Source organism: Trinickia sp., from assembly GCF_051961175.1.
Classification (GTDB): domain Bacteria; phylum Pseudomonadota; class Gammaproteobacteria; order Burkholderiales; family Burkholderiaceae; genus Trinickia.
The window spans coordinates 1-19115 of sequence record NZ_JBQCDN010000019.1; the positions used below are offsets into that span (position 1 = coordinate 1).

At 64.3% G+C, this 19115-nt stretch carries 15 protein-coding genes and 2 pseudogenes; 6 read left to right on the forward strand and 11 right to left on the reverse strand.

Going from position 1 to position 19115, the window contains the following annotated elements; all coding sequences use genetic code 11:
• The 3 genes and pseudogenes from ACTHL0_RS01060 to ACTHL0_RS01070 all read right to left on the reverse strand — a co-directional run.
• A pseudogene (locus tag ACTHL0_RS01060) lies at nucleotides 1–190 on the reverse strand (PhoH family protein); the annotation flags it as partial.
• A gap of 16 nt (nucleotides 191–206) precedes the next feature.
• Nucleotides 207–1580 carry a tRNA (N6-isopentenyl adenosine(37)-C2)-methylthiotransferase MiaB gene (miaB, locus tag ACTHL0_RS01065; protein WP_440564711.1) on the reverse strand — a complete coding sequence of 458 codons (1374 nt, stop codon included), beginning with the start codon at nucleotides 1578–1580 and terminating at the stop codon, nucleotides 207–209.
• A 264-nt stretch (nucleotides 1581–1844) separates the two neighbouring features.
• Entirely contained in the window at nucleotides 1845–2786 is a 942-nt protein-coding gene (locus ACTHL0_RS01070; RefSeq protein ID WP_440564712.1) for a LysR family transcriptional regulator, read from the reverse strand.
• Between the two features lie 103 nt (nucleotides 2787–2889).
• Between ACTHL0_RS01070 and ACTHL0_RS01075 the strand changes: the two genes are divergently transcribed.
• Nucleotides 2890–4071: an MFS transporter gene (locus ACTHL0_RS01075; RefSeq protein WP_440564713.1), complete on the forward strand. Its 1182-nt coding sequence runs from the start codon at nucleotides 2890–2892 to the stop codon at nucleotides 4069–4071.
• 72 nt (nucleotides 4072–4143) lie between these two features.
• On the opposite strand, the gene ACTHL0_RS01080 is transcribed toward ACTHL0_RS01075, so the two are convergent.
• Nucleotides 4144–6237: a putative bifunctional diguanylate cyclase/phosphodiesterase gene (locus tag ACTHL0_RS01080; protein ID WP_440564714.1), complete on the reverse strand. Its 2094-nt coding sequence runs from the start codon at nucleotides 6235–6237 to the stop codon at nucleotides 4144–4146.
• Nucleotides 6238–6483: 246 nt separating this feature from the next.
• Here ACTHL0_RS01080 and ACTHL0_RS01085 point away from each other — a divergent pair.
• Nucleotides 6484–6618: pseudogene (locus ACTHL0_RS01085) on the forward strand (3,4-dihydroxy-2-butanone-4-phosphate synthase); the annotation flags it as partial.
• A gap of 46 nt (nucleotides 6619–6664) precedes the next feature.
• On the opposite strand, the gene ACTHL0_RS01090 reads toward ACTHL0_RS01085, so the two are convergent.
• The 4 genes from ACTHL0_RS01090 to glpD all read right to left on the reverse strand — a co-directional run bounded on the left by ACTHL0_RS01090 (nucleotide 6665) and on the right by glpD (nucleotide 11522).
• Complete coding sequence (locus tag ACTHL0_RS01090; RefSeq protein ID WP_440564715.1) at nucleotides 6665–7351, reverse strand: HAD family hydrolase; 687 nt, start codon at nucleotides 7349–7351, stop codon at nucleotides 6665–6667.
• 180 nt (nucleotides 7352–7531) lie between these two features.
• Entirely contained in the window at nucleotides 7532–8239 is a 708-nt protein-coding gene (locus tag ACTHL0_RS01095; protein WP_440537511.1) for an MIP/aquaporin family protein, read from the reverse strand.
• 122 nt (nucleotides 8240–8361) lie between these two features.
• Complete coding sequence (gene glpK, locus ACTHL0_RS01100) at nucleotides 8362–9861, reverse strand: glycerol kinase GlpK (RefSeq protein WP_440564716.1); 1500 nt, start codon at nucleotides 9859–9861, stop codon at nucleotides 8362–8364.
• Between the two features lie 107 nt (nucleotides 9862–9968).
• Complete coding sequence (gene glpD, locus ACTHL0_RS01105; protein ID WP_440564717.1) at nucleotides 9969–11522, reverse strand: glycerol-3-phosphate dehydrogenase; 1554 nt, start codon at nucleotides 11520–11522, stop codon at nucleotides 9969–9971.
• Nucleotides 11523–11720: 198 nt separating this feature from the next.
• On the opposite strand from glpD, the gene ACTHL0_RS01110 reads away from it, so the two are divergent.
• Nucleotides 11721–12083 carry a hypothetical protein gene (locus ACTHL0_RS01110; protein ID WP_440564718.1) on the forward strand — a complete coding sequence of 121 codons (363 nt, stop codon included), beginning with the start codon at nucleotides 11721–11723 and terminating at the stop codon, nucleotides 12081–12083.
• 211 nt (nucleotides 12084–12294) lie between these two features.
• Here ACTHL0_RS01110 and ACTHL0_RS01115 read toward each other — a convergent pair whose 3' ends face one another.
• Nucleotides 12295–12492 (reverse strand): hypothetical protein, encoded by a 198-nt coding sequence (locus ACTHL0_RS01115; protein ID WP_440564719.1) that lies wholly within the window; start codon nucleotides 12490–12492, stop codon nucleotides 12295–12297.
• A 278-nt stretch (nucleotides 12493–12770) separates the two neighbouring features.
• On the reverse strand, nucleotides 12771–13556 hold the full coding sequence (locus tag ACTHL0_RS01120; protein ID WP_440564720.1) for a DeoR/GlpR family DNA-binding transcription regulator: 786 nt from the start codon (nucleotides 13554–13556) through the stop codon (nucleotides 12771–12773).
• A 97-nt stretch (nucleotides 13557–13653) separates the two neighbouring features.
• On the opposite strand from ACTHL0_RS01120, the gene ACTHL0_RS01125 reads away from it, so the two are divergent.
• From ACTHL0_RS01125 to ACTHL0_RS01135, 3 genes are all read left to right on the forward strand, one after another.
• Nucleotides 13654–15291, forward strand: coding sequence for a gamma-glutamyltransferase family protein (locus tag ACTHL0_RS01125; RefSeq protein WP_440564722.1), 1638 nt, complete (start codon nucleotides 13654–13656; stop codon nucleotides 15289–15291).
• Nucleotides 15292–15744: 453 nt separating this feature from the next.
• Nucleotides 15745–16548 (forward strand): ferritin-like domain-containing protein, encoded by an 804-nt coding sequence (locus tag ACTHL0_RS01130; protein WP_440564763.1) that lies wholly within the window; start codon nucleotides 15745–15747, stop codon nucleotides 16546–16548.
• Nucleotides 16532–17125 (forward strand): hypothetical protein, encoded by a 594-nt coding sequence (locus ACTHL0_RS01135; RefSeq protein ID WP_440564723.1) that lies wholly within the window; start codon nucleotides 16532–16534, stop codon nucleotides 17123–17125. The genes ACTHL0_RS01130 and ACTHL0_RS01135 overlap by 17 nt, the downstream gene beginning before the upstream one ends.
• Before the next feature lie 92 nt (nucleotides 17126–17217).
• Here ACTHL0_RS01135 and ACTHL0_RS01140 read toward each other — a convergent pair whose 3' ends face one another.
• On the reverse strand, nucleotides 17218–18939 hold the full coding sequence (locus tag ACTHL0_RS01140; RefSeq protein WP_440564724.1) for a DEAD/DEAH box helicase: 1722 nt from the start codon (nucleotides 18937–18939) through the stop codon (nucleotides 17218–17220).
• Between the last annotated feature and the right edge of the window lie 176 nt (nucleotides 18940–19115).

The window sequence follows — 19115 nt, forward strand, 5'->3', positions numbered from 1 at the left end:
TTTCGAGCGCGCCGAGCGCGACTTTCGCGCCGCGTCCGCGGATCGAGATGCGATGGCCGCGCCGCTGCAGCGTGACGTCGAGCGCTTGCTCGATCTGCCGCAGGTTTTCGTCGAGCGGCCCGCACAGATTGGCGAGACGCGCGTTATCTTCTCGCGGCGCGGTAAATTCCAGGGACGGGGCGGTCTTCAAGGCGAGGGTGCGTTCCTTAAGCTTGAGCGATGGATTCCGGATGTTCGGCGAGCACGAGTTCGCCGCGCAGCGAATGCGGATAAGCGCGCGTGATGCGCACGTCGATCATTTGTCCGATCAGCCGTGCGTGTGAGGCGACCGGCGCCGGGAAGTTGACCACCCGGTTGTTCGCCGTGCGGCCCGCGAGCTCCGTCGGATCCTTGCGCGCAGGGCGCTCGACGAGGATGCGCTCGACGTTGCCGACCATCGATTCGCTGATGCGCACGACATTGGCGTCGATCGTCGCTTGCAGATGTTGCAGGCGGGCGAGCTTGACCTCGCGCGGGGTGTCGTCGTGCAGGTTCGCGGCTGGCGTGCCGGGACGCGGGCTATAGATGAACGAAAAACTCGTGTCGTAGCTCATCTCGTGCACGAGCGCCATCGTCTTGTCGAAATCCTCCTGCGTCTCGCCCGGAAAGCCGACGATGATGTCCGTCGACAGCGAGAGGTCCGGCCGGATCGCACGCAGGCGGCGGATCACCGATTTGTACTCGAGCACGGTATAGCCGCGCTTCATCGCCATCAAGACGCGATCGGAGCCGTGCTGCACGGGCAGGTGCAGATGCGAAACGAGCTTGTCGACCTTGGCGTAGACGTCGATGAGACGCTGCGTGAATTCCTTCGGATGCGACGTGGTATAGCGGATGCGCTCGATACCCGGGATATCGGCCACGTATTCGATCAGCGTCGCGAAATCGGCGATCTCCGTGGCGCCCAGCGTCAGTGCGCCGCGATAAGCATTCACGTTCTGGCCGAGCAGCGTGACTTCGCGCACGCCTTGATCGGCGAGCCCGGCAATTTCCGTCAAAACATCGTCGAGCGGACGCGAGACTTCGTCGCCGCGCGTGTAGGGCACGACGCAGTAGCTGCAGTACTTGCTGCAGCCTTCCATGATCGAAACGAACGCGCTCGGGCCGTCGACGCGTGCGGGCGGCAGGTGGTCGAACTTTTCGATTTCGGGAAACGAGATGTCGACTTGCGAACGGCCGCTCGCGCGGCGCGCATCGATCATTTGCGGCAGCCGGTGCAAGGTTTGCGGGCCGAACACCAGATCGACATAGGGCGCCCGCGCGACGATCGCGGCGCCTTCCTGGCTCGCCACGCAACCGCCGACGCCGATCAGCAAGCCGGGCTTCGCCTCTTTGAGCTCGCGTACGCGGCCTAGATCGGAGAACACCTTTTCCTGCGCCTTTTCACGCACGGAGCAGGTGTTGAAGAGGATGACGTCAGCGTCTTCGGGGGAATCCGTCTTGACGAGTCCTTCGGCGGCACCGAGTACGTCGACCATCTTGTCGGAATCGTACTCGTTCATCTGGCAGCCGAACGTCTTTACATAAACTTTCTTGGTCATGAAGCTAGCCGTTCGCAGTGGTTGACCTGGGGGCGTGGGTAAGGCGCGTAAGGTAAGTCTTGGGAAAACCGACACCGCGCGCCGCTGCGGGCCGGACCGATCAGGACCGACCGGGGCCGCGCAGCGCGCATCGCTTGCGCAAAGGGGGCGCGTAGCACGGTGCAATGCCGCAGGAAATGCCTGCCGCATAACCCGACATTATAGCCCGTCGGGCGTTCGGGGCTTTCGGATGACCCGCCATGGCCCCATCGCGCCGTTCGAGGCTCACTCGTGTTCGAGACCGGGCAGCGCGGACCAGTCGTGCTCGACCTGGGCGAACCGCTCGATCAGAAAGTCGAGCAGCGCCCGCACGCGCGGGGGGCGGTAGCGATTGCGATGAAACAGGGCATGCAGCGGCGTATCCCACGCATAACGCCATTCGGGCAAGACGATGCGCAGCCGGCCGGCGCGTAAATCGGCATCGATATCCCATAGCGATTTCAAGGCGATGCCGTAGCCGTCGACCGCCCAGATGCGCGTGACCGCGCCGTCGTTCGTTTCGCGCGACGTCTCGAGCGGCACCGTGTAGTCGGCGGTTTCATCGCCGCGTACGAAGCGCCACTCGTTTAGCGGCCCTGAGGCAATGGTGAGCACGATGCAATGAAACCGCGACAGGTCGGACGGCGCCACCGGTTCGCCGTACTGCGTCAGATACGCGGGGGAGGCGACGAGCACGCGCCGGTTCGTCGCGAGCGGCCGCGCGATCAGCGAGGTGTCCTCGCGCGGCGCGCCAAAGCGGATGGCCAGATCGATATCGTCGTGCAGCAAGTTGGAGACCGAATCGGCGAGCGACAGGGCGAATGTGACTTCCGGGTAGCGTGCGTTGAATTCGTCGAGCCACCCCATCAGCACGTTGCGGCCGAAATCCGACGTCGTCGAGATGCGAATCTTGCCGCGCACGACGGTGCGGCCCGCCTGCAACTCGGCGTCGGCGTCGTCGAGTGCCTGGAGCGCCCGCATACAGTGCCGCAGATACATGCGCCCTTCTTCGGTCAGCCGCAGCTGGCGCGTCGTGCGCTCGAAGAGCCGCGTGGCGAGCGATGCCTCCAGTTTGGCCAAACGCGCGCTGGCGGCAGCGGGCGTCAGGCCGAGCTGTCTACCGGCCGCGGAGAGGCTGCCGAGCCGCGCCGCCTCGACGAAAAGGCGGATGTCGCCGAGTCGATCCATCGATTGTTTGATATTGTTTGAAAATGATTCAAGTGTGAGGGTAATTATCAAGTGATAGCGATGTTTTGACAATACGCGCTTACGTCACTTTGTCGGAGCCGTCATGCCTATCCCGCTTCTTGCGCTCGCCCTGAGCGCATTCGCCATCGGGACGACCGAATTCGTCATCATGGGGCTGTTGCCCGACGTCGCCCATGATTTGTCCGTCTCCATCCCGTCGGCCGGCTTGCTGGTGTCCGGTTATGCGCTCGGCGTGGCGGCCGGCGCGCCTGTGCTCGCCGTGCTGACGAGCCGGCTTCCGCGCAAGGCTGCGCTGCAAGCGTTGATGGTTGTCTTCATCATCGGCAATATTCTGTGCGCCGTCGCGGGGGACTACCGGATGCTGATGATCGCCCGCGTCGTGACGTCGTTCGCGCACGGCTCGTTTTTCGGCATCGGGGCCGTTGTCGCCGCCTCGCTCGTCGCGCGTGAGAAGCAGGCCAGCGCGATCGCGCTGATGTTTACGGGCCTCACGCTGGCCAACGTGCTCGGCGTGCCGTTCGGGACCTTCGTCGGCCAATCCTGGGGCTGGCGGTTGACGTTCTGGATTGTCGCCGCCCTGGGCGTATTCTCGCTCGCGGGCATCACGGCCCTTGTGCCCAACCGGCACGACTCGGGCCCCGTCGGCCTGGCTCGCGAGGTGCGCGTGCTGAAGGAGCCGCAAGTGTGGCTCGCGCTGGCCATGACCGTGCTCGGGTTCGGTGGGGTCTTCGTCGTCTTCACCTATATCGCCCCCATCCTCGAGCAGATCAGCGGATTTTCGCCGCGCGCGGTCACGCTGATTCTCGTGCTGTTCGGAGCGGGGTTGACCGTCGGCAACGTGGTGGGCGGCAAACTCGCCGATCGTGCCCTCATGCCCTCGCTGATGGGCATCCTCGTGCTCCTGGCGCTCGTGATGGCGCTCTTCGCGAAGACGAGCCATCTGGCCGTGCCCGCTGCCGTGACCGTGTTCGTCTGGGGCATCGCCGCCTTCGCGACCGTGCCGCCGCTGCAAATGCGCGTCGTCGAAAAAGCGAGCCACGCGCCGCACTTGGCTTCGACGCTGAACATCGGCGCGTTCAATGTCGGCAATGCCCTGGGCGCTTGGCTGGGCGGCCTGGCGTTGACGCACGGTGCGAGCCTCGACGCGCTGCCGTGGGTGGCCGTGGCGGTGACCGTTGCGGCACTCGTCGTCACGGTCCTGGCGGCTTACCTCGATACGCGCCGGGTGCGGGCGGAGAGGACGGCCGCAGCGTGCGCATCCTGATCCGAATGCCTGTCAAACCGCCCGTCAGGGGAGCACCGATCGCGCGGCCGCCGCGGGCGTCTTTTCAAGGCATTAGCGGGCGGACAAGATATCAACGCCCGCTTCGAGCTGCCTTGGAAACGAAGCCATGTCCGATTTGGATAGCGCCTTGCTGTACAAGAAGCCTTGCGCGAACTCGCAGCGGTGGGCTGCGAGGAATCGCGCCTGCTGGACCGTCTCTACCCCTTCGGCCACGATGCGCAGGCCGAGGCAGTGGCCGATCGAAATAATGGCCTTGACCAGTTCTGTATGGCGTCCGTCGGCGGTGATGTTCTGGACGAACGACCTATCGATCTTCAGCGTGTCGATCGGAAATCGGGCGAGATAGCTGAGCGAGGAATAGCCGGTGCCGAAATCGTCGATCGCGATCGACAGGCCCAAGGATCGAAATGCCGACAGTGCGGTGAGAACGGCGTCGCTCTCATCGAGAAGCAGGCTCTCCGTGATTTCGAGTTCCAAGTACTCGGGACGACAGCCGGTTTCCTTGAGCGTCCGTTCGACCACCGAAACGAGGTCGTCAGACTGGAATTGTCTGGCGGACAGGTTGACGGATACCACATGCAAACCTTCGCATCCGGCGTTCCATTCGGCTGCCGTGCGGCACGCCTCGCGCAGTACCCATTTGCCCAGGCCGGCAATCAGGCCCGTTTCCTCCGCGATCGGAACGAACTTGCTCGGGGGGATGAATCCGACGCCCGGCTTATGCCACCTGAGCAACGCCTCCGAGCCGATCACTTCGCTGGTCTCAAACGATACCTTGGGCTGGTAATGAAGCTCCAGTTCTTCGCGCTCGATTGCATGGCGCAGCGCCGATTCCAATGCCAGGCGCGTGGTGGCCTCGCGCGTCAGCGCTTTCGAGTAAAAGCGGAAGGTACGGCCGCCGGCGCGCTTGGCGTGATACATCGCTGAATCCGCGTATCTCAGGAGATCGTCCGGCGCGGCGCTGTCGACCGGATACAGTGCAATGCCGATGCTGCACGTGACGAACACCTCTTTACCGGCCAGCATGAAACGTTCGTCGAACCTGCGAAGGATGGCCTGGGCCACGCCTTCCAGGGCAGAGCAATCCGCGATGCCCGGCAGCAGAACGGCGAATTCGTCGCCGCCGAAGCGGGCCACGGTGTCGTCCGGCCGTACGCTGTCGGCGAGGCGGCCGGCCGCTTCGCGCAGCAGGTCGTCGCCCACCGCGTGGCCCATCGTATCGTTGACGCCTTTGAAGCGGTCCATATCGATCATCATGACGCCAGCGCGGGTGCGATAGGCCGATCCGGAGGTCACTTGTTTGAGACGCTGGTTGAACAGGACGCGGTTGGGTAGGGACGTGAGCGGATCGAAATAGATTCTTTGGCGAAGCTGCCGCTCCATTTCTTTCATCGCCAGTAGCAACTGGCCGATTTCATCGCGGGAATCGACCGTGATCCGATTCTGCAGTTTGCCCGATGCGATCTCGTTCGCTACCTCGACGGCTTTACCCAGGGGGCCCAGGATCGAACGCAATATGGCCGCCGACAGGGCCGCGGCGACCAGCAGACTGGCAGCGACCAGCACGATCGAAAGCCGGTTGATGCGGCTGGCGGTCGTCGTGCTCGCCTCCGAAGCCCGCTTCGCTTGTTCAAGGGTCAGCGCGACGTCCTGCCGCAAGACCCGGGTCAACGCGGCCGCAGTGTCCGCCCCGCGATTGACGGCGTCCGTGCCTGAGTCGAAATCGCCCGCGGCGAACGCAGCCACTGCCAGATCCGCGTAATGCCTGTTTGCTGCGATGAGCGTGTTGAGTTGAGCGGCCAGTTCGCGCTCTCGAACGCCCCGCACGTAGGCGGGGTAATACGATGCCCACTCCCTATCGGCCGTTTTCAGGTCGGCGCGGATACCCGGCGCGAACGTTTTGACGTCGACGGTGAGGCGCGTGGCCTGCAAACGCCTGAGCGTCGCGCGGCTATTCAGAAGCGCAATCGTGACGTTCGACAGTTTCGCGAGTTGCAGGGTGTTTTGGGCGTAGATCGCGTCTACGTCGGCATTCATTCGCGAAATGCTGAAGGCGTTGAACACCGCAATGGCGACCATCGTGGCGGCGCACAGTCCGAAGGCGAAGATGACCTTGCGTTTGATCGTCGATAGCAGTCGGCTCATTGATTCACGTCTTCCTGTCAGTCCAATCGAACTCGGCGTTTTCCCGGACCGCGTGGCATCAGCGCCGTACTGGCCTCGCAAAAGTCGAAAGAACGTAAACGACGTAAACGGCACGCCCCAAAAATACTGAAGTGGTGTTTGCGCTGTCAGGATTTCCTGAAGCTTCACTGAAGATCGCAGCGGGGATCGCCCGGGATCGGCGCGCTGGCGGCGCGGCGTCCGCCGGCTCGCCCTCGAGAGCCCGCGATGACGCGCGGCGCCGACGTCGAGCGCTTCGCCGCCAAACACAGAGTGCCGATGCTGACGATCGAGGCGCTCATGGCGTTTCGCGAGACGCTGGCTGCGGCGCGCGAGCCCGAACGCTGCGCGAGCGAAGCGTGAGGCGGCCGCGCTGCGCCAGGCGGGATGTCGCGCCGGGCGCCTGGCTTCAGGACAGGCGTTGCCCGAATTCGCCTCGCAGCCCGGCGGCGATCAGCGCGGGCAGTTGCTCCATCCGCTCGACGATACGGGTGACGCCCAGCGTGCGCAGCACCTGGGCATAGCCTTTCGGTACATGGCTCGCACCGACGAACGCGATCGTCTTCATGCCCGCGGCACGCGCCGCGGACAGGCCCGTCACGCTGTCTTCCACCACGAGGCAGCGTTCGGGCGCGACGCCCAGTTCGCGGGCGGCGTGCAGGTACACATCAGGATGCGGCTTGGGCCGCGCGACCTGCTCCGCACTAAACACGCGCGGGCCGAACACCTCCGCCAACCCGACGCGCGAGAGCGATGCGGCGATGCGCGTGAGCCGGCTGTTCGAGACGACGGCCGCCGGTAACGGCACCTGCGACAGCGCATCGCGCACCCCGGCGATCGGCGCCAGCGAGCGCGTCAGTTCGGCATCGACGTCGCGTTCGACGCGGGCCAGAAAGCCCTCGGGAAGGGTGATTCGAAATCGTTGTTCGATATCGGCGAGAAAGGTCGACGTGCGCTGGCCAAATGCCTGATGGGCAACGCCGCCGAAATCGATAGTCGGGAACGTGTCCGACAGGGCGCGCAGCAGCACGCGATCGGCAATCACTTCACTGTCGACGAGCACGCCGTCGCAGTCGCAAATGAGATGGTCGAACATGAAGAAAAGAGCGCGCGCTCGGTGGCCGGCCTAACCCCGTAGCACACGTTGTTGTGGAGTGAGACGCCAATGATACGGACATTGGCGTCTTGGCGCTCTGTTTCTTCCTTTCTGACCTTTGATGGATCCGCTGTTCAGCGCACGATTCCCCTGCGCCGGGTGCGGCGCGGGGGCGACCACTCAATGCGCGTGCACGTACACCCACGATGCCATCGCGCCGCCCATCAACGGGCCAAACACGGGCACCCAGGCATAGCGCCAGTCGCTGCCGCGCTTGCCGGGAATCGGCAGCAGCGCGTGCATGATGCGCGGTGCGAGATCGCGAGCCGGGCTCATCGCATAGCCGGTCGGGCCGCCGAGCGAGATGCCGATGCCGAGCACGAGCAGGCCGACGGGCAGCGCGTCGAGCGCGCCGAGGCCGACTTGCGGCGACGCCAGATAGAGCACGCCGAGAATCAGGACGAACGTGCAGATCATCTCCGTCAACACGTTATGCGGGGTGCTGCGGATCGCGGGCGCCGTGCAGAAGCAGGCGAGCTTGATGTCGGCGTCGTCCGTCGACGAAAAGTGCTGGCGGTAGGCCAGCCAGACGAGGAACGCGCCGGCCATCCCGCCGAGCATTTGCGCGACGATGTAGCCGGTTACCTTGGACCACGCGAACTTGCCCGCGAGCGCAAGACTGATCGTCACGATGGGGTTCAGGTGCGCGCCGCTGAACGAGGCCGTCACATAGACGGCGACGAATACGGCCATCGCCCAGCCCCAGACGATCACGATCAGATCCGCACCCTTACCCTTGGTGCGTGCGAGCAGCACGTTGGCGACGGAGCCGTTGCCGAGCAGCACGAGTAGGGCCGTGCCGAGAAATTCCGCTATGAGTGGCGACATGATGGTGTGTCTCCGGAATGGCTATTGTTCGTTGGTTGTTGGTCGTTCGTTGGATTGCCGCTGAGGGGCCGGGCCGGCGAGCCGCGAGCCGTGGCTCGCAGCCTGTGCCGGCCGCCCTTCGTTTACTTCGCGTCGGCCCACGCCTTGGCGGCGTTGATGGCGCGCTGCCAGCCTGCGATGCACTGCGCCACGTCGGCCTGCTGCATCGCCGGCGAGAAGCGCCGGTCGAGCTGCCACTGGGTTTCGAGCTCGCCGACGTTGTTCCAGTAGCCGACGGCCAGACCCGCCAGATAGGCCGCGCCGAGCGCCGTCGTTTCGCTGATGCGCGGACGCACAGCCGCGACGCCGAGCAAGTCGGATTGGAACTGCATGAGCAGGTTATTGGCGCAGGCGCCGCCGTCGACGCGCAGCTCGCCGATCTTGATGCCCGAATCGGCTTCCATGGCTTTGAGCACATCGAGCGATTGATAGGCGATCGAATCGAGCGCCGCGCGCGCGATATGCGCGTTCGTCGTGCCGCGCGTCACACCGAACAGCGTGCCGCGTGCGCGCGGATTCCAGTGCGGCGCACCCAGGCCCGCAAACGCCGGCACGAGATAGACGCCGTCGCAATGTTCGACGCTGGCGGCGAGCGCTTCGATCTCCGACGCGCTCTTGATGATGCCCAGGCCGTCGCGCAGCCATTGCACGACCGCACCTGCGATGAAGATGCTGCCTTCGAGCGCGTAGTTCACCTCGTTGCCGATCTTCCAGGCGAGCGTCGTGACGAGATTGTTCTTCGATTCGATGGGCTTTTCGCCGGTGTTCATCATCAAGAAGCACCCGGTACCGTAGGTGTTCTTGACCATGCCCGACTTCGTGCACATCTGGCCGAACAGGGCGGCCTGTTGGTCACCGGCGATGCCCGCGAGCGGGATCTTCGAAGCGAACACGGTCGTGACCGTATTGCCGTAGATTTCCGACGAAGCGCGCACGTCGGGCAGCATGCTGCGCGGAATGTCGAGCGCTTCGAGCAGATCGTTGTCCCACTGCATCGTGTGGATGTTGAACAGCATCGTGCGCGACGCGTTCGTCACGTCGGTGATGTGCTGCGCCTGCTTCGTGAAGTTCCAGACGAGCCAGCTGTCGACCGTGCCGAAGGCGAGCTTGCCCTGCCTGGCTTTTTCACGCGCACCGTCGACGTTGTCGAGAATCCAGCGGATCTTCGTGGCGGAGAAGTACGCATCGATCGGCAGGCCCGTTTTGGCCCGCACTTTTTCCTCGAGACCTTGCGCTTTGAGTTGATCGCAGAGCCCGGCAGTGCGCCGATCCTGCCAGACAATCGCGTTGTAGATCGGCTGACCCGTGTCTCGATCCCAGACGATCGTCGTCTCGCGCTGATTCGTGATGCCGATCGCGGCGATCGCCGTGCCGTTCACGCCCGCGCGGGTCACGGCCTCGGCTGCGACGCCCGCCTGCGTCGACCAGATTTCCTGCGGATCGTGTTCGACCCAGCCCGGCTGGGGATAGATCTGGCGGAATTCTTTCTGCGCGACCGAGACGATATTGCCTTTGCGGTCGAACAGCATCGCACGCGAACTGGTGGTGCCTTGGTCCAGCGCTAGGATGTATTGATCCTGCATTGTCTCTTCTCCATGTGTTGTCGTGATGTGCCGCGAAGCATCAACGCGCGGCGCCGAGGGACTGCGGGTCATGCGGGTACTGCCAATCGGGAACCGGACGCTGGGTGTCACCCCGTCAACGCGGATGAAGGGCGCGGTGCGCTCGATGCCGGCGCCCGGGCGAACCAGGCGTCGATCTCGCTCGCCACCTGTTCGCGCGGGCCCGGCTCCAGATGCAGGCCGAGTTTCGAACGGCGCCACAAAACGTCCTGCGCGCTGCGCGCCCATTCGACGTCGCGCAAATAGCGCAGCTCTTGCTCGAACAATCCGGGGGCGAATTCGTGACCGAGATCTGTCAGCGTCTTTGCCGTGCCGAGGAGCCGGTTCGCTCGCGTGCCATACGCGCGCGCGTAGCGCCGGGCGACATCGGCGGGCAGCCACGGATGTTCGTTTGCGAACTTCGCGGCGAACGGTTCGAATCGGGCGCCCGGAATATCGCCGCCCGGCAGCGGTGCGTGCGCCGTCCAGGCGCCTTTGGCGATCGGCATGACCGACGCGAGGCGATCGACGGCTTCCTCGGCGAGCTTGCGGAACGTCGTGATCTTGCCGCCGAAGACCGACAGCAGCGGCGCTTCGCCGGCATTGGCATCGAGCTCGAGGCGGTAATCGCGCGTGACGGCCGACGGATCGTCGGCGCCTTCCTCTTCGAGCAGCGGACGCACGCCCGCGTAAGTCCAGCAGACGTCGGCCGGCGTGATCTTGCGCGTGAAGTAGCGGTTGATCGATTCGCACAGATAGCGCGTCTCGTCTTCGGTGATGGCGACTTTGGCCGGATCGTCGTGATATTCGACGTCGGTCGTGCCGATCAGCGTGAACTCGCTCTCGTAGGGGATCGCGAAGATGATCCGCTTATCCGGGTTCTGAAAGATGTAGGCGTGATCGTGATCGAACAGGCGCCGCGTGACGATATGGCTGCCCTTGACGAGCCGCACGCTGTGATGCGCGCCGCGGCCCAGGGCATCGTGCAGCAGCTGGCCGACCCACGGGCCCGCCGCGTTCGCGATCGCACCGGCGCGCACGTCGAAGCGCGTGCCGTCGTCGCGTTGCAGCTGCGCATGCCATTCGCCGCCGGCCCGCACGGCGCCGACGAGCTTCGTGCGCGTCAGAACGGTCGCGCCGCGCTCGCTTGCATCCAGCGTATTGAGCACCACGAGCCGCGCGTCGTCGACCCAGCCGTCCGAATAGACGAAGCCGCGTGCAATCGAATCGACGAGCGGTGTGCCGGCCGGATGGCGGCGCATGTCGATCCCGCGCGAGCCGGGCAGCAGTTCGCGCCGGGCAAGATGGTCGTACAGGAACAAACCGGCGCGGATCAGCCATGCCGGCCGCAGGTTGGGCATGTGCGGCATGACGAAGCGCAGCGGCCACATGATGTGCGGCGCGGCGCGCAGCAGCGTTTCGCGCTCTTGAAGCGCCTTGCGCACGAGGCCGAACTCTTTGTATTCCAGATAACGGAGCCCGCCGTGAATGAGTTTCGTGCTCGACGACGACGTGTGGGAGGCCAGGTCGTGCTGCTCGACGAGCAGAACGGACATACCGCGTCCTGCTGCGTCGCGCGCGATGCCTGCGCCATTGATCCCGCCGCCCACGACGAGCAGATCGTATCGGCTGCCTTGCGTCACTTGCCCTGTCCCCTCTTATGCACTACGACTATCAACGGAATAAAGCGAACCTATCAATGTTCGTTTGCGAAATTTAACGAACATATTCGAAAAAGTAAAGTGGGCGATTGGGGTTCGTATTCGAACTTTGCATGCGAGCGCCGATGAAGCGGGAGGACCGAGCGGCTACTATCTGGAAAACCAACGGAGAGGTCAGCGATGCGTGGATGGATGACGGCGGCCGCGTGTGCGGGCGCAGTGTTCGTGAGCGAGTGTGCCGGCGTATTCGGCGGTGGGCAGGGCTTCGGTGCGTTGCAGGCGAGTTGCGGGGCGCAAGCGGATTACGGCGCCGATGCGCAGCCGGTCTATGCGACGCTGTTCGACGCTTACGTGGCCTATCGGCACGGGCGCTTGTCGCCGGCGGAGTACTGCGCGTTCGACAACGACATCGCGAACCACTATCGCGCGCGAGGCGCGGGCGGGCCCGATGCGCAGCGCGCGTGGGCCGACTATTTCAACGCGCAAAGGGCGAGGGCGATCGATTGGCGCGCGCAGGTCGACCCGACGCTGCGCGGCGGGTAGTCACGGCAGTCACGGCGCGGCGATCACGGCAGTCACGGCACGGCGATCACGGCAGTCGCGGCGGTCACGGCAACCGCGGCAGTCACGCGCAAGCGTGCGCAGCCGCTTCCTGCGCTTCGGTCGGTCCACCGCGGGCAGGCGCGTGATGTCGCACCACGTGGATCGCCCGCTGCATGCGGGCGGCCACCGTGGCCGCGTGAAAAAGTGAAGCTTAGGAAAAGCGTTTGATGGCGCGGATCGCCGAGTCGCCCGACTCGGTCAACCGCCATTGCTGATTGCCGGAGCCGAGGCTTTCGAGCTGCACCAATTGTTGCTCGAGGAGGGCGTCGAGTTCTTCACGCTCCATATCGACCTGGTTGGGGGCGTCCTTAACGAGTAGCAACGTGGCAAATTCATGCGGACTCAGCATTGTTCTCTCCATGGGCAATTGAATTGCCTCGGCAACGGCTGTTTGGCTGCCGTGCGCTCAACCTATTGGGAGTAGGGAAGCGATGTCCTCGGCACATACGGCATGCACGTGCTTCGGGGAACTGGAGTGTAGTCAAGCGCCCGTTCATATCCAAATCGTCCCCTGAAAATTTTCCGTTTGACAACAGATGCTCGGGGAAGCGGTTCGCCCGCCGCGGAAACTTCGCGAATTTACTTGAACTTTCGCGTGCGGCGCAGCATGGAATAAGGGCTCCCGGCTCAGTCGGAATTGGCGACGTACACTTGCGTACCGGCCGCGGAAAGTGTCTCAGCCATCTCGGCAGGGGTGGGCCGATCGGTAAACAGCGCGTCGATCTGGCCGAGGTGGCCCTGACGCACGAGCGCGGGACGGCCGAACTTCGAATGGTCGGCGGCCAGAAAGACCGTGCGGGCATGCTCTATGATCGCCTCGGCCACGCGCACTTCGCGCGTGTCGAAGTCGCGCAGCGTGCCGTCGAACTCGATGCTGGACGTGCCGATGATCGCGAAATCGACTTTGAATTGTCGGATGAATTCGATGGCCAGCTCGCCTACGATTCCTTTGTCCCACGGGCGCACGATGCCGCCCGTGACGAGCACCTCGCACTCGGGATAGCCGCTCATCATGTTTGCGACGTTCAGGTTGTTCGTGATGACGCGCAGGCCATGATGGCGGTTCAAGGCGCGAGCGACTTCCTCAGTCGTGGTGCCGAGGTTGATGAAGAGCGAGGCCTGGTCGGGAATGTGCGTGGCGACGAGCGCGGCGATGCGCCGCTTTTCGTCGTGAAACATGCGCTGGCGTGCCGTGTAGGACACATTCTCCGAACTCGTCGGCAGGCTGGCGCCACCGTGATAGCGGCGCAGCAGGTTCATATCGGAGAGCCAATTCACGTCGCGCCGGATCGTCTGCGGGGTGACGGCGAAGTGCGAGGCCAAGTCGTCCACTGTCACGAAGCCGTCGCGCTGTACCCAATCGAGCAATTCTTGTTGGCGGGCGTTCAGGCTCAAGCGTGGATCTCGGCTCATGGTGCGGCGGCAGGGCGGTCAAAGAACGCCTATTGTAGAACCTTCGAGCATTTGACTTTTTGGCTGTAGAAACCTTTTCAGAGCGAGATTGCGACCGATGACCCGCTTCGATTGGCATAACCCCTATCCCACCACGCGCTCGCCGGTGTTCGCCCGTAATGTCGTCTCCACCTCCCATCCGCTCGCCGCGCAAGCGGGATTACGTGTGCTATGGCAAGGCGGCAATGCTGTCGACGCGGCGATCGCGGCGGCGGCAGCGCTCACGGTGGTGGAGCCGGTGTCATGCGGCTTGGGCGGGGATGCGTTCGCGCTCGTGTGGGACGGCGCGAAACTGCACGGCCTCAACGCCTCCGGCGTGGCCCCGGCCGCCTGGAACGTCGATTACTTCAAGCGGCGCCACGGCGAAGCCGACGGCATCGCGTTGCAGCCCAAGCGCGGCTGGGACACGGCCACGGTGCCCGGCGTGATCGCGGGCTGGGAGGCGCTGCACGCGAAGTTCGGCTTGCTGCCGTTCGGCGATCTGATGGTCAGTGCGATCGACATCGCCGAACGTGGCCATGCGGTGGCGGGCATCGTCGCGCAGAAGTGGGGCGCCGCCGTGCCCGAATTGAAAGACCAGCCCGGCTTCGCCGGCACCTTCATGCCAAACGGCCGCGCCCCGCTGGTGAGCGAACTCGTGCGCCTGCCCGACCATGCGCGCACGCTGCGGCTCTTGGCCATGCGGGGGCCGCGCGCCTTCTACGAGGGCGAGCCGGCCGAACGGATCGCAGCGTATGCCCGCGAAGGCGGCGGGGCGATGACGGCGCGCGACTTGGCCGATTACCGGCCGCTCTGGGTCGAGCCGATCGGCAAAGATTATCGCGGCTACACCGTTCATGAAATTCCGCCGAATGGCCAGGGCATCGCAGCGCTCATTGCGCTGGGCATTCTCGAACGGTTCGACCTGGCGGCGCTGCCGCGCGACGGCATCGATTCGCAACATCTCCAGATCGAGGCGATGAAGCTGGCGTTCGCGGACGTCTATCGTTACGTCGCCGATCCGCAGGCGATGGAGGTGACGCCCGCCGAGATGCTGAGCGATGCCTATCTCGCCTCGCGCGCCGCGTTGATCGATTTGAAGCGGGCCACCCATTTCGACTTCGGCATGCCGCGCGCGGGCGGGACGATCTATCTCACCGCCGCAGACGAGCGCGGGATGATGGTGAGCTTCATCCAATCGAATTACATGGGCTTCGGCTCCGGCGTGGTCGTACCGGGCACCGGTATCGCCCTGCAGAACCGCGGCTGCGGTTTTTCGATGGATCCACGCTCGCCGAATGTGGTGGCTGGCGGCAAGCGGCCGTTCCACACGATCATTCCCGCCTTCGTGACCGAGCGTGTCGACGGCCGGCAGCGGCCGGTGATGAGCTTCGGCGTGATGGGCGGCGATATGCAACCGCAAGGGCATCTGCAATCGATCGTCCGTATGCTCGATTACGGTCAGCAGCCGCAGGCCGCTTGCGACGCGCCTCGGTGGAAGGTCAATCGCGATTTCACACTCGATATCGAATCGACGTTCGATCGCGGCGTGGCGCATGCGCTCGAGGCGCGCGGGCATCGAATCAAGGCGATCGACGATCCCTATATGGATTTCGGTTCGGGGCAATACATTTGGCGGCTATCGAATGAAGAGCCGGAACGAGGGTACGTGGCGGCCAGCGATTCGCGGCGGGACGGGTTGGCCGCGGGATTTTGAGAGGGGTTCTTTCGAAAATCGGAATGGACGATTCGGCGGACGGTGCGGTGGCTCAGCAAAACGATCGAATGCCATGTCAGATGAAATGGCGTTCCGGGTCACCGCGTTCCTGTTCGTATCTCGTTATGGTGAGGGCGGGCCCGCGATGTAAGCGCTCATGACCCCCGCCGTAATTTCCAGTAATCCCCCGCTGTCGTCTAAACAGATCGTAATACGGCTTTTTCGCAGCCTGCGTTGTTTTCGGAACCGTCCTTGCTCTGCGATGGTCTGTGCACGTGTGAAAGCAATTTCGCGGGACTCCGGCTAAGATCCGGGGGTATAAGTTCAACGAAACCGAGAAGTACCGCATTGCGATATCCGCAACGGTTTTTGCGCGTGGGCATGCCGCGCACTGCGGATCGCCACGTGCGGTCTTTGGAGCGCAACGTCATGACTATCGACTCCGGACACGTGATGCCTTGGCGCATCGAAGATATCGATCTGACACGTATCGATCGCCAGCGGGCCGCGGCTAATGAGGATCTGCTGCTGTTGCTGTGCGCCGCTTCGTTCATCGAAAGCGGCACCGATCTCTATACGAGCAATCTGACGGCTTACTTCCAGGGTGACCCGGAAGTGTCGGCGTGGTTGAACCACGAATGGGAGCCCGAGGAGCTGCAGCACGGGCGGGCGCTCAAAGCGTATATCGCCTACGTGTGGCCCGAATTCGATTGGGACACGGCGTTTCACAACTTCTTCGACGAATACTCGAAGACATGCTCGATGGAAGAATTCGAAAAGACGCGCGCACTCGAGATGGTCGCGCGTTGCGTCGTCGAAACGGGTACGGCCACGCTGTATCGCGCGATCAACGAGTGCTCGGACGAACCTGTGTTGAAGGAGATCACCGATCACATCCGCAGCGATGAAGTGCGCCACTACAAGCACTTTTTCAAGTACTTCAAGAAGTACAACGTGATCGAAGGCAATGGCCGTCTAGCTGTGCTCGGCGCCTTGATGCGGCGCGTGATGGAGATCAAGAGCGAGGATTCGGAGATCGCGTTGCGTCATGTGTTCGCGATTCGCTATCCGGAGCGGGTGCACGATTCGGCCTACAACCGCGAGCGGACGGCACGCATCAGTTCACTCGTGCGGCGCAATCTGTCTGCCGACATGTGCGTGAAAATGCTGCTCAAGCCGCTCGATCTCCCGGCACGCATCCAGCCCGGCGTGCACTACCCGCTCGCGAAAGTCGCGCAGCATGTCTTCTTCCGTTGAACCCACGCCTCGCGCGCTTGCGCAGCGCGCGTTCGACGAATGGCCGCCCGCACTGCGCGCACTGTTCGACGGCACGGCGCTCGCGTCGAAAATCGGCTTCACGGCTTCGTTGATTACGCGCGATGCGGGCGGCCATCTGCGCACCTCGCTGCTGGGGATCGGCGAGCTCTATGCACCCGATGCGCGGTCGCTCGCGTTCGCCTTATGGCCGAACTCGCGTGCCGCGCGAACGCTCGGCTCAGCGAGTGAGGGGGGGATGGAGATGTCGGAGCACGCTCATGGGCGCGCACACGCAGCGCTCACGTTCGTGCACGAAGGTGCGTTTCATCAAGTGCAGCTGGCGGTCGAACCGCTGGCGGCTGGCGAAGGCGAGCACGGTTGCGGCCTCGCGCTGTTTCTTGCCTCGATCGATGCGGGGGAAGCCCAGCAGGTCGGCTATGCGCACCTCACGAGCGGCATCGCCTTCGAACTCTCGGGACAGACCGGCGAGCAGCACGCCGTGCTCGCTCGCTGGGAGCGTCAGATCGACGGGTTGCGGCGGGCGGCCAATGGCCCGCGAGCATCAGGCGAACGCTGACAGTCCTTCATGAAACGCAGGGACGCCGGCAGGTGGCTGACCGTTGATCGTTGACCGGCGGTCAGCCACGCGATACGGCCGCAGATGCGCGATCAGCCGCGCTGGCCGTCGCGGGTCGAACGGCCAGTGCCTGCGGCCGTACGCGGCTTGCCACCGAGCAGCGCGCCCGGATCGTTTTGGCGGCGGCGGTCAGCCTGTCCGGCTGACGCATTGTCTGCGCCGCGACGCTGGGCGTCGGCCCGGCCTTGGCTTGCACCGCGGCCCGGCGGTTGGCCTTGCGGCTTGCCCTGGGATGGCGACCGGCCCGGTTGTCCTTGCGGCTTACCCTGGCCTTGCGGCTTCGCTTGCCCTTGCGGTTTGGCTTGCCCCTGCGGCTTAGCTTGCCCCTGTGGCTTAGCTTGCCCTTGCGGTGTGCCTTGCCCTTGGCCGGCGCCTCGAGGCTGCGACGCCTTCGGCTGTTGGCTGCGCGCCTGCTGCCCCTGCGGCTTCGCCGCCCGCGCTTGCTGGCCGTTCTCGGCACCGGCTTGGCTTTCGCGACGTGCGGTGGGCCGCGACGCCTGTTGGCCCGCCTGCGAGCGCGTGTTGTGCTTCGGCTCCGCGCCGGCGCGCGGCTGGCGCCCCGCGTTACCTTGGCCGCGGCGCTGCTGAATGGGCTCGGGCTTCGCATTCGGATCCGGCTCGAAGCCCGGAATCACTTCCTGCTCGATCGTGCGCTTGATCAGCTTTTCGATGTCCTTGAGCAATTGCCGCTCATCGACGCACACCAGCGACACCGCTTCACCGCTCGCGCCCGCACGTCCCGTGCGCCCGATTCGATGCACGTAGTCTTCCGGCACGTTCGGCAGATCGAAATTGACAACGTGGGGCAGCTGATCGATATCGATGCCGCGTGCGGCGATGTCGGTCGCGACGAGCACCTGAAGCGTGCCGTCCTTGAACTCGGCCAGGGCGCGCGTGCGTGCAGATTGGCTCTTGTTGCCGTGGATCGCGAGCGCGCTGATGCCGTCCTTCGTCAGTTGTTCGGCAAGCCGGTTGGCGCCGTGCTTGGTCCGCGTGAAGACGAGCACCTGGAACCATGCGTGCTGGCGGATCAGATGCGTGAGCAGTTCGCGCTTGCGATCGCGATCCACGGGATGGATCTTTTGCGCGACGAGTTCGGCCGTTGTATTGCGGCGGGCCACTTCGATCAGTGCGGGCGCATCGAGCAGGCTGTCGGCGAGGGCCTTGATTTCATCCGAGAACGTCGCCGAGAACAGCAGGTTCTGCCGCTTTTCGGGCAAGCGCGCGAGTACGCGTTTGATGTCGTGGATGAAACCCATGTCGAGCATGCGATCGGCTTCATCGAGCACGAGGATTTCGAGGGCGGAGACGTCGATCGTCTTTTGCTGCATGTGATCGAGCAAGCGCCCCGGTGTCGCGACGACGATATCGACGCCGCGCTTGAGCGCGTCGATCTGCGGGTTGATGCCCACGCCACCGAAGAGCACCGTCGATTTGAGCTTCAGGTATTTGCCGTAGGCGCGCACGCTTTCTTCGACTTGCGCGGCGAGTTCGCGTGTCGGCGTGAGCACGAGCGCGCGCACCCTGCGTTTGCCGGCCGAGTTGGCCGGTGCGGGCTCGGCGCTCAGCCGCTGCAGAATCGGCAGCGTGAATCCGGCCGTCTTGCCCGTGCCGGTCTGCGCGCCGGCGAGCAAATCGCCGCCGCAGAGCACGGCCGGGATGGCTTGTTGTTGAATCGGAGTCGGCGAGGTGTAGCCGAGCTCGTGGACGGCTCGTACCAAAGGTTCGGACAAGCCCAGGGAATCGAATGACATAAGGTATCTATGTAATGCAGTGAGGCGGCCAGCGTCGATCTTCGCGCGCTAACGGGAAGACGCTCGCACGCATTCGGCGTTCATGGCGCCGGCAGGCCGCTTGGGTCCTGGCGCCGCTGGTTGATCGGCGCCGGAAATGAGAATGGGCGCGGCCGCGGTTTCCCGCGAGGCCGCGC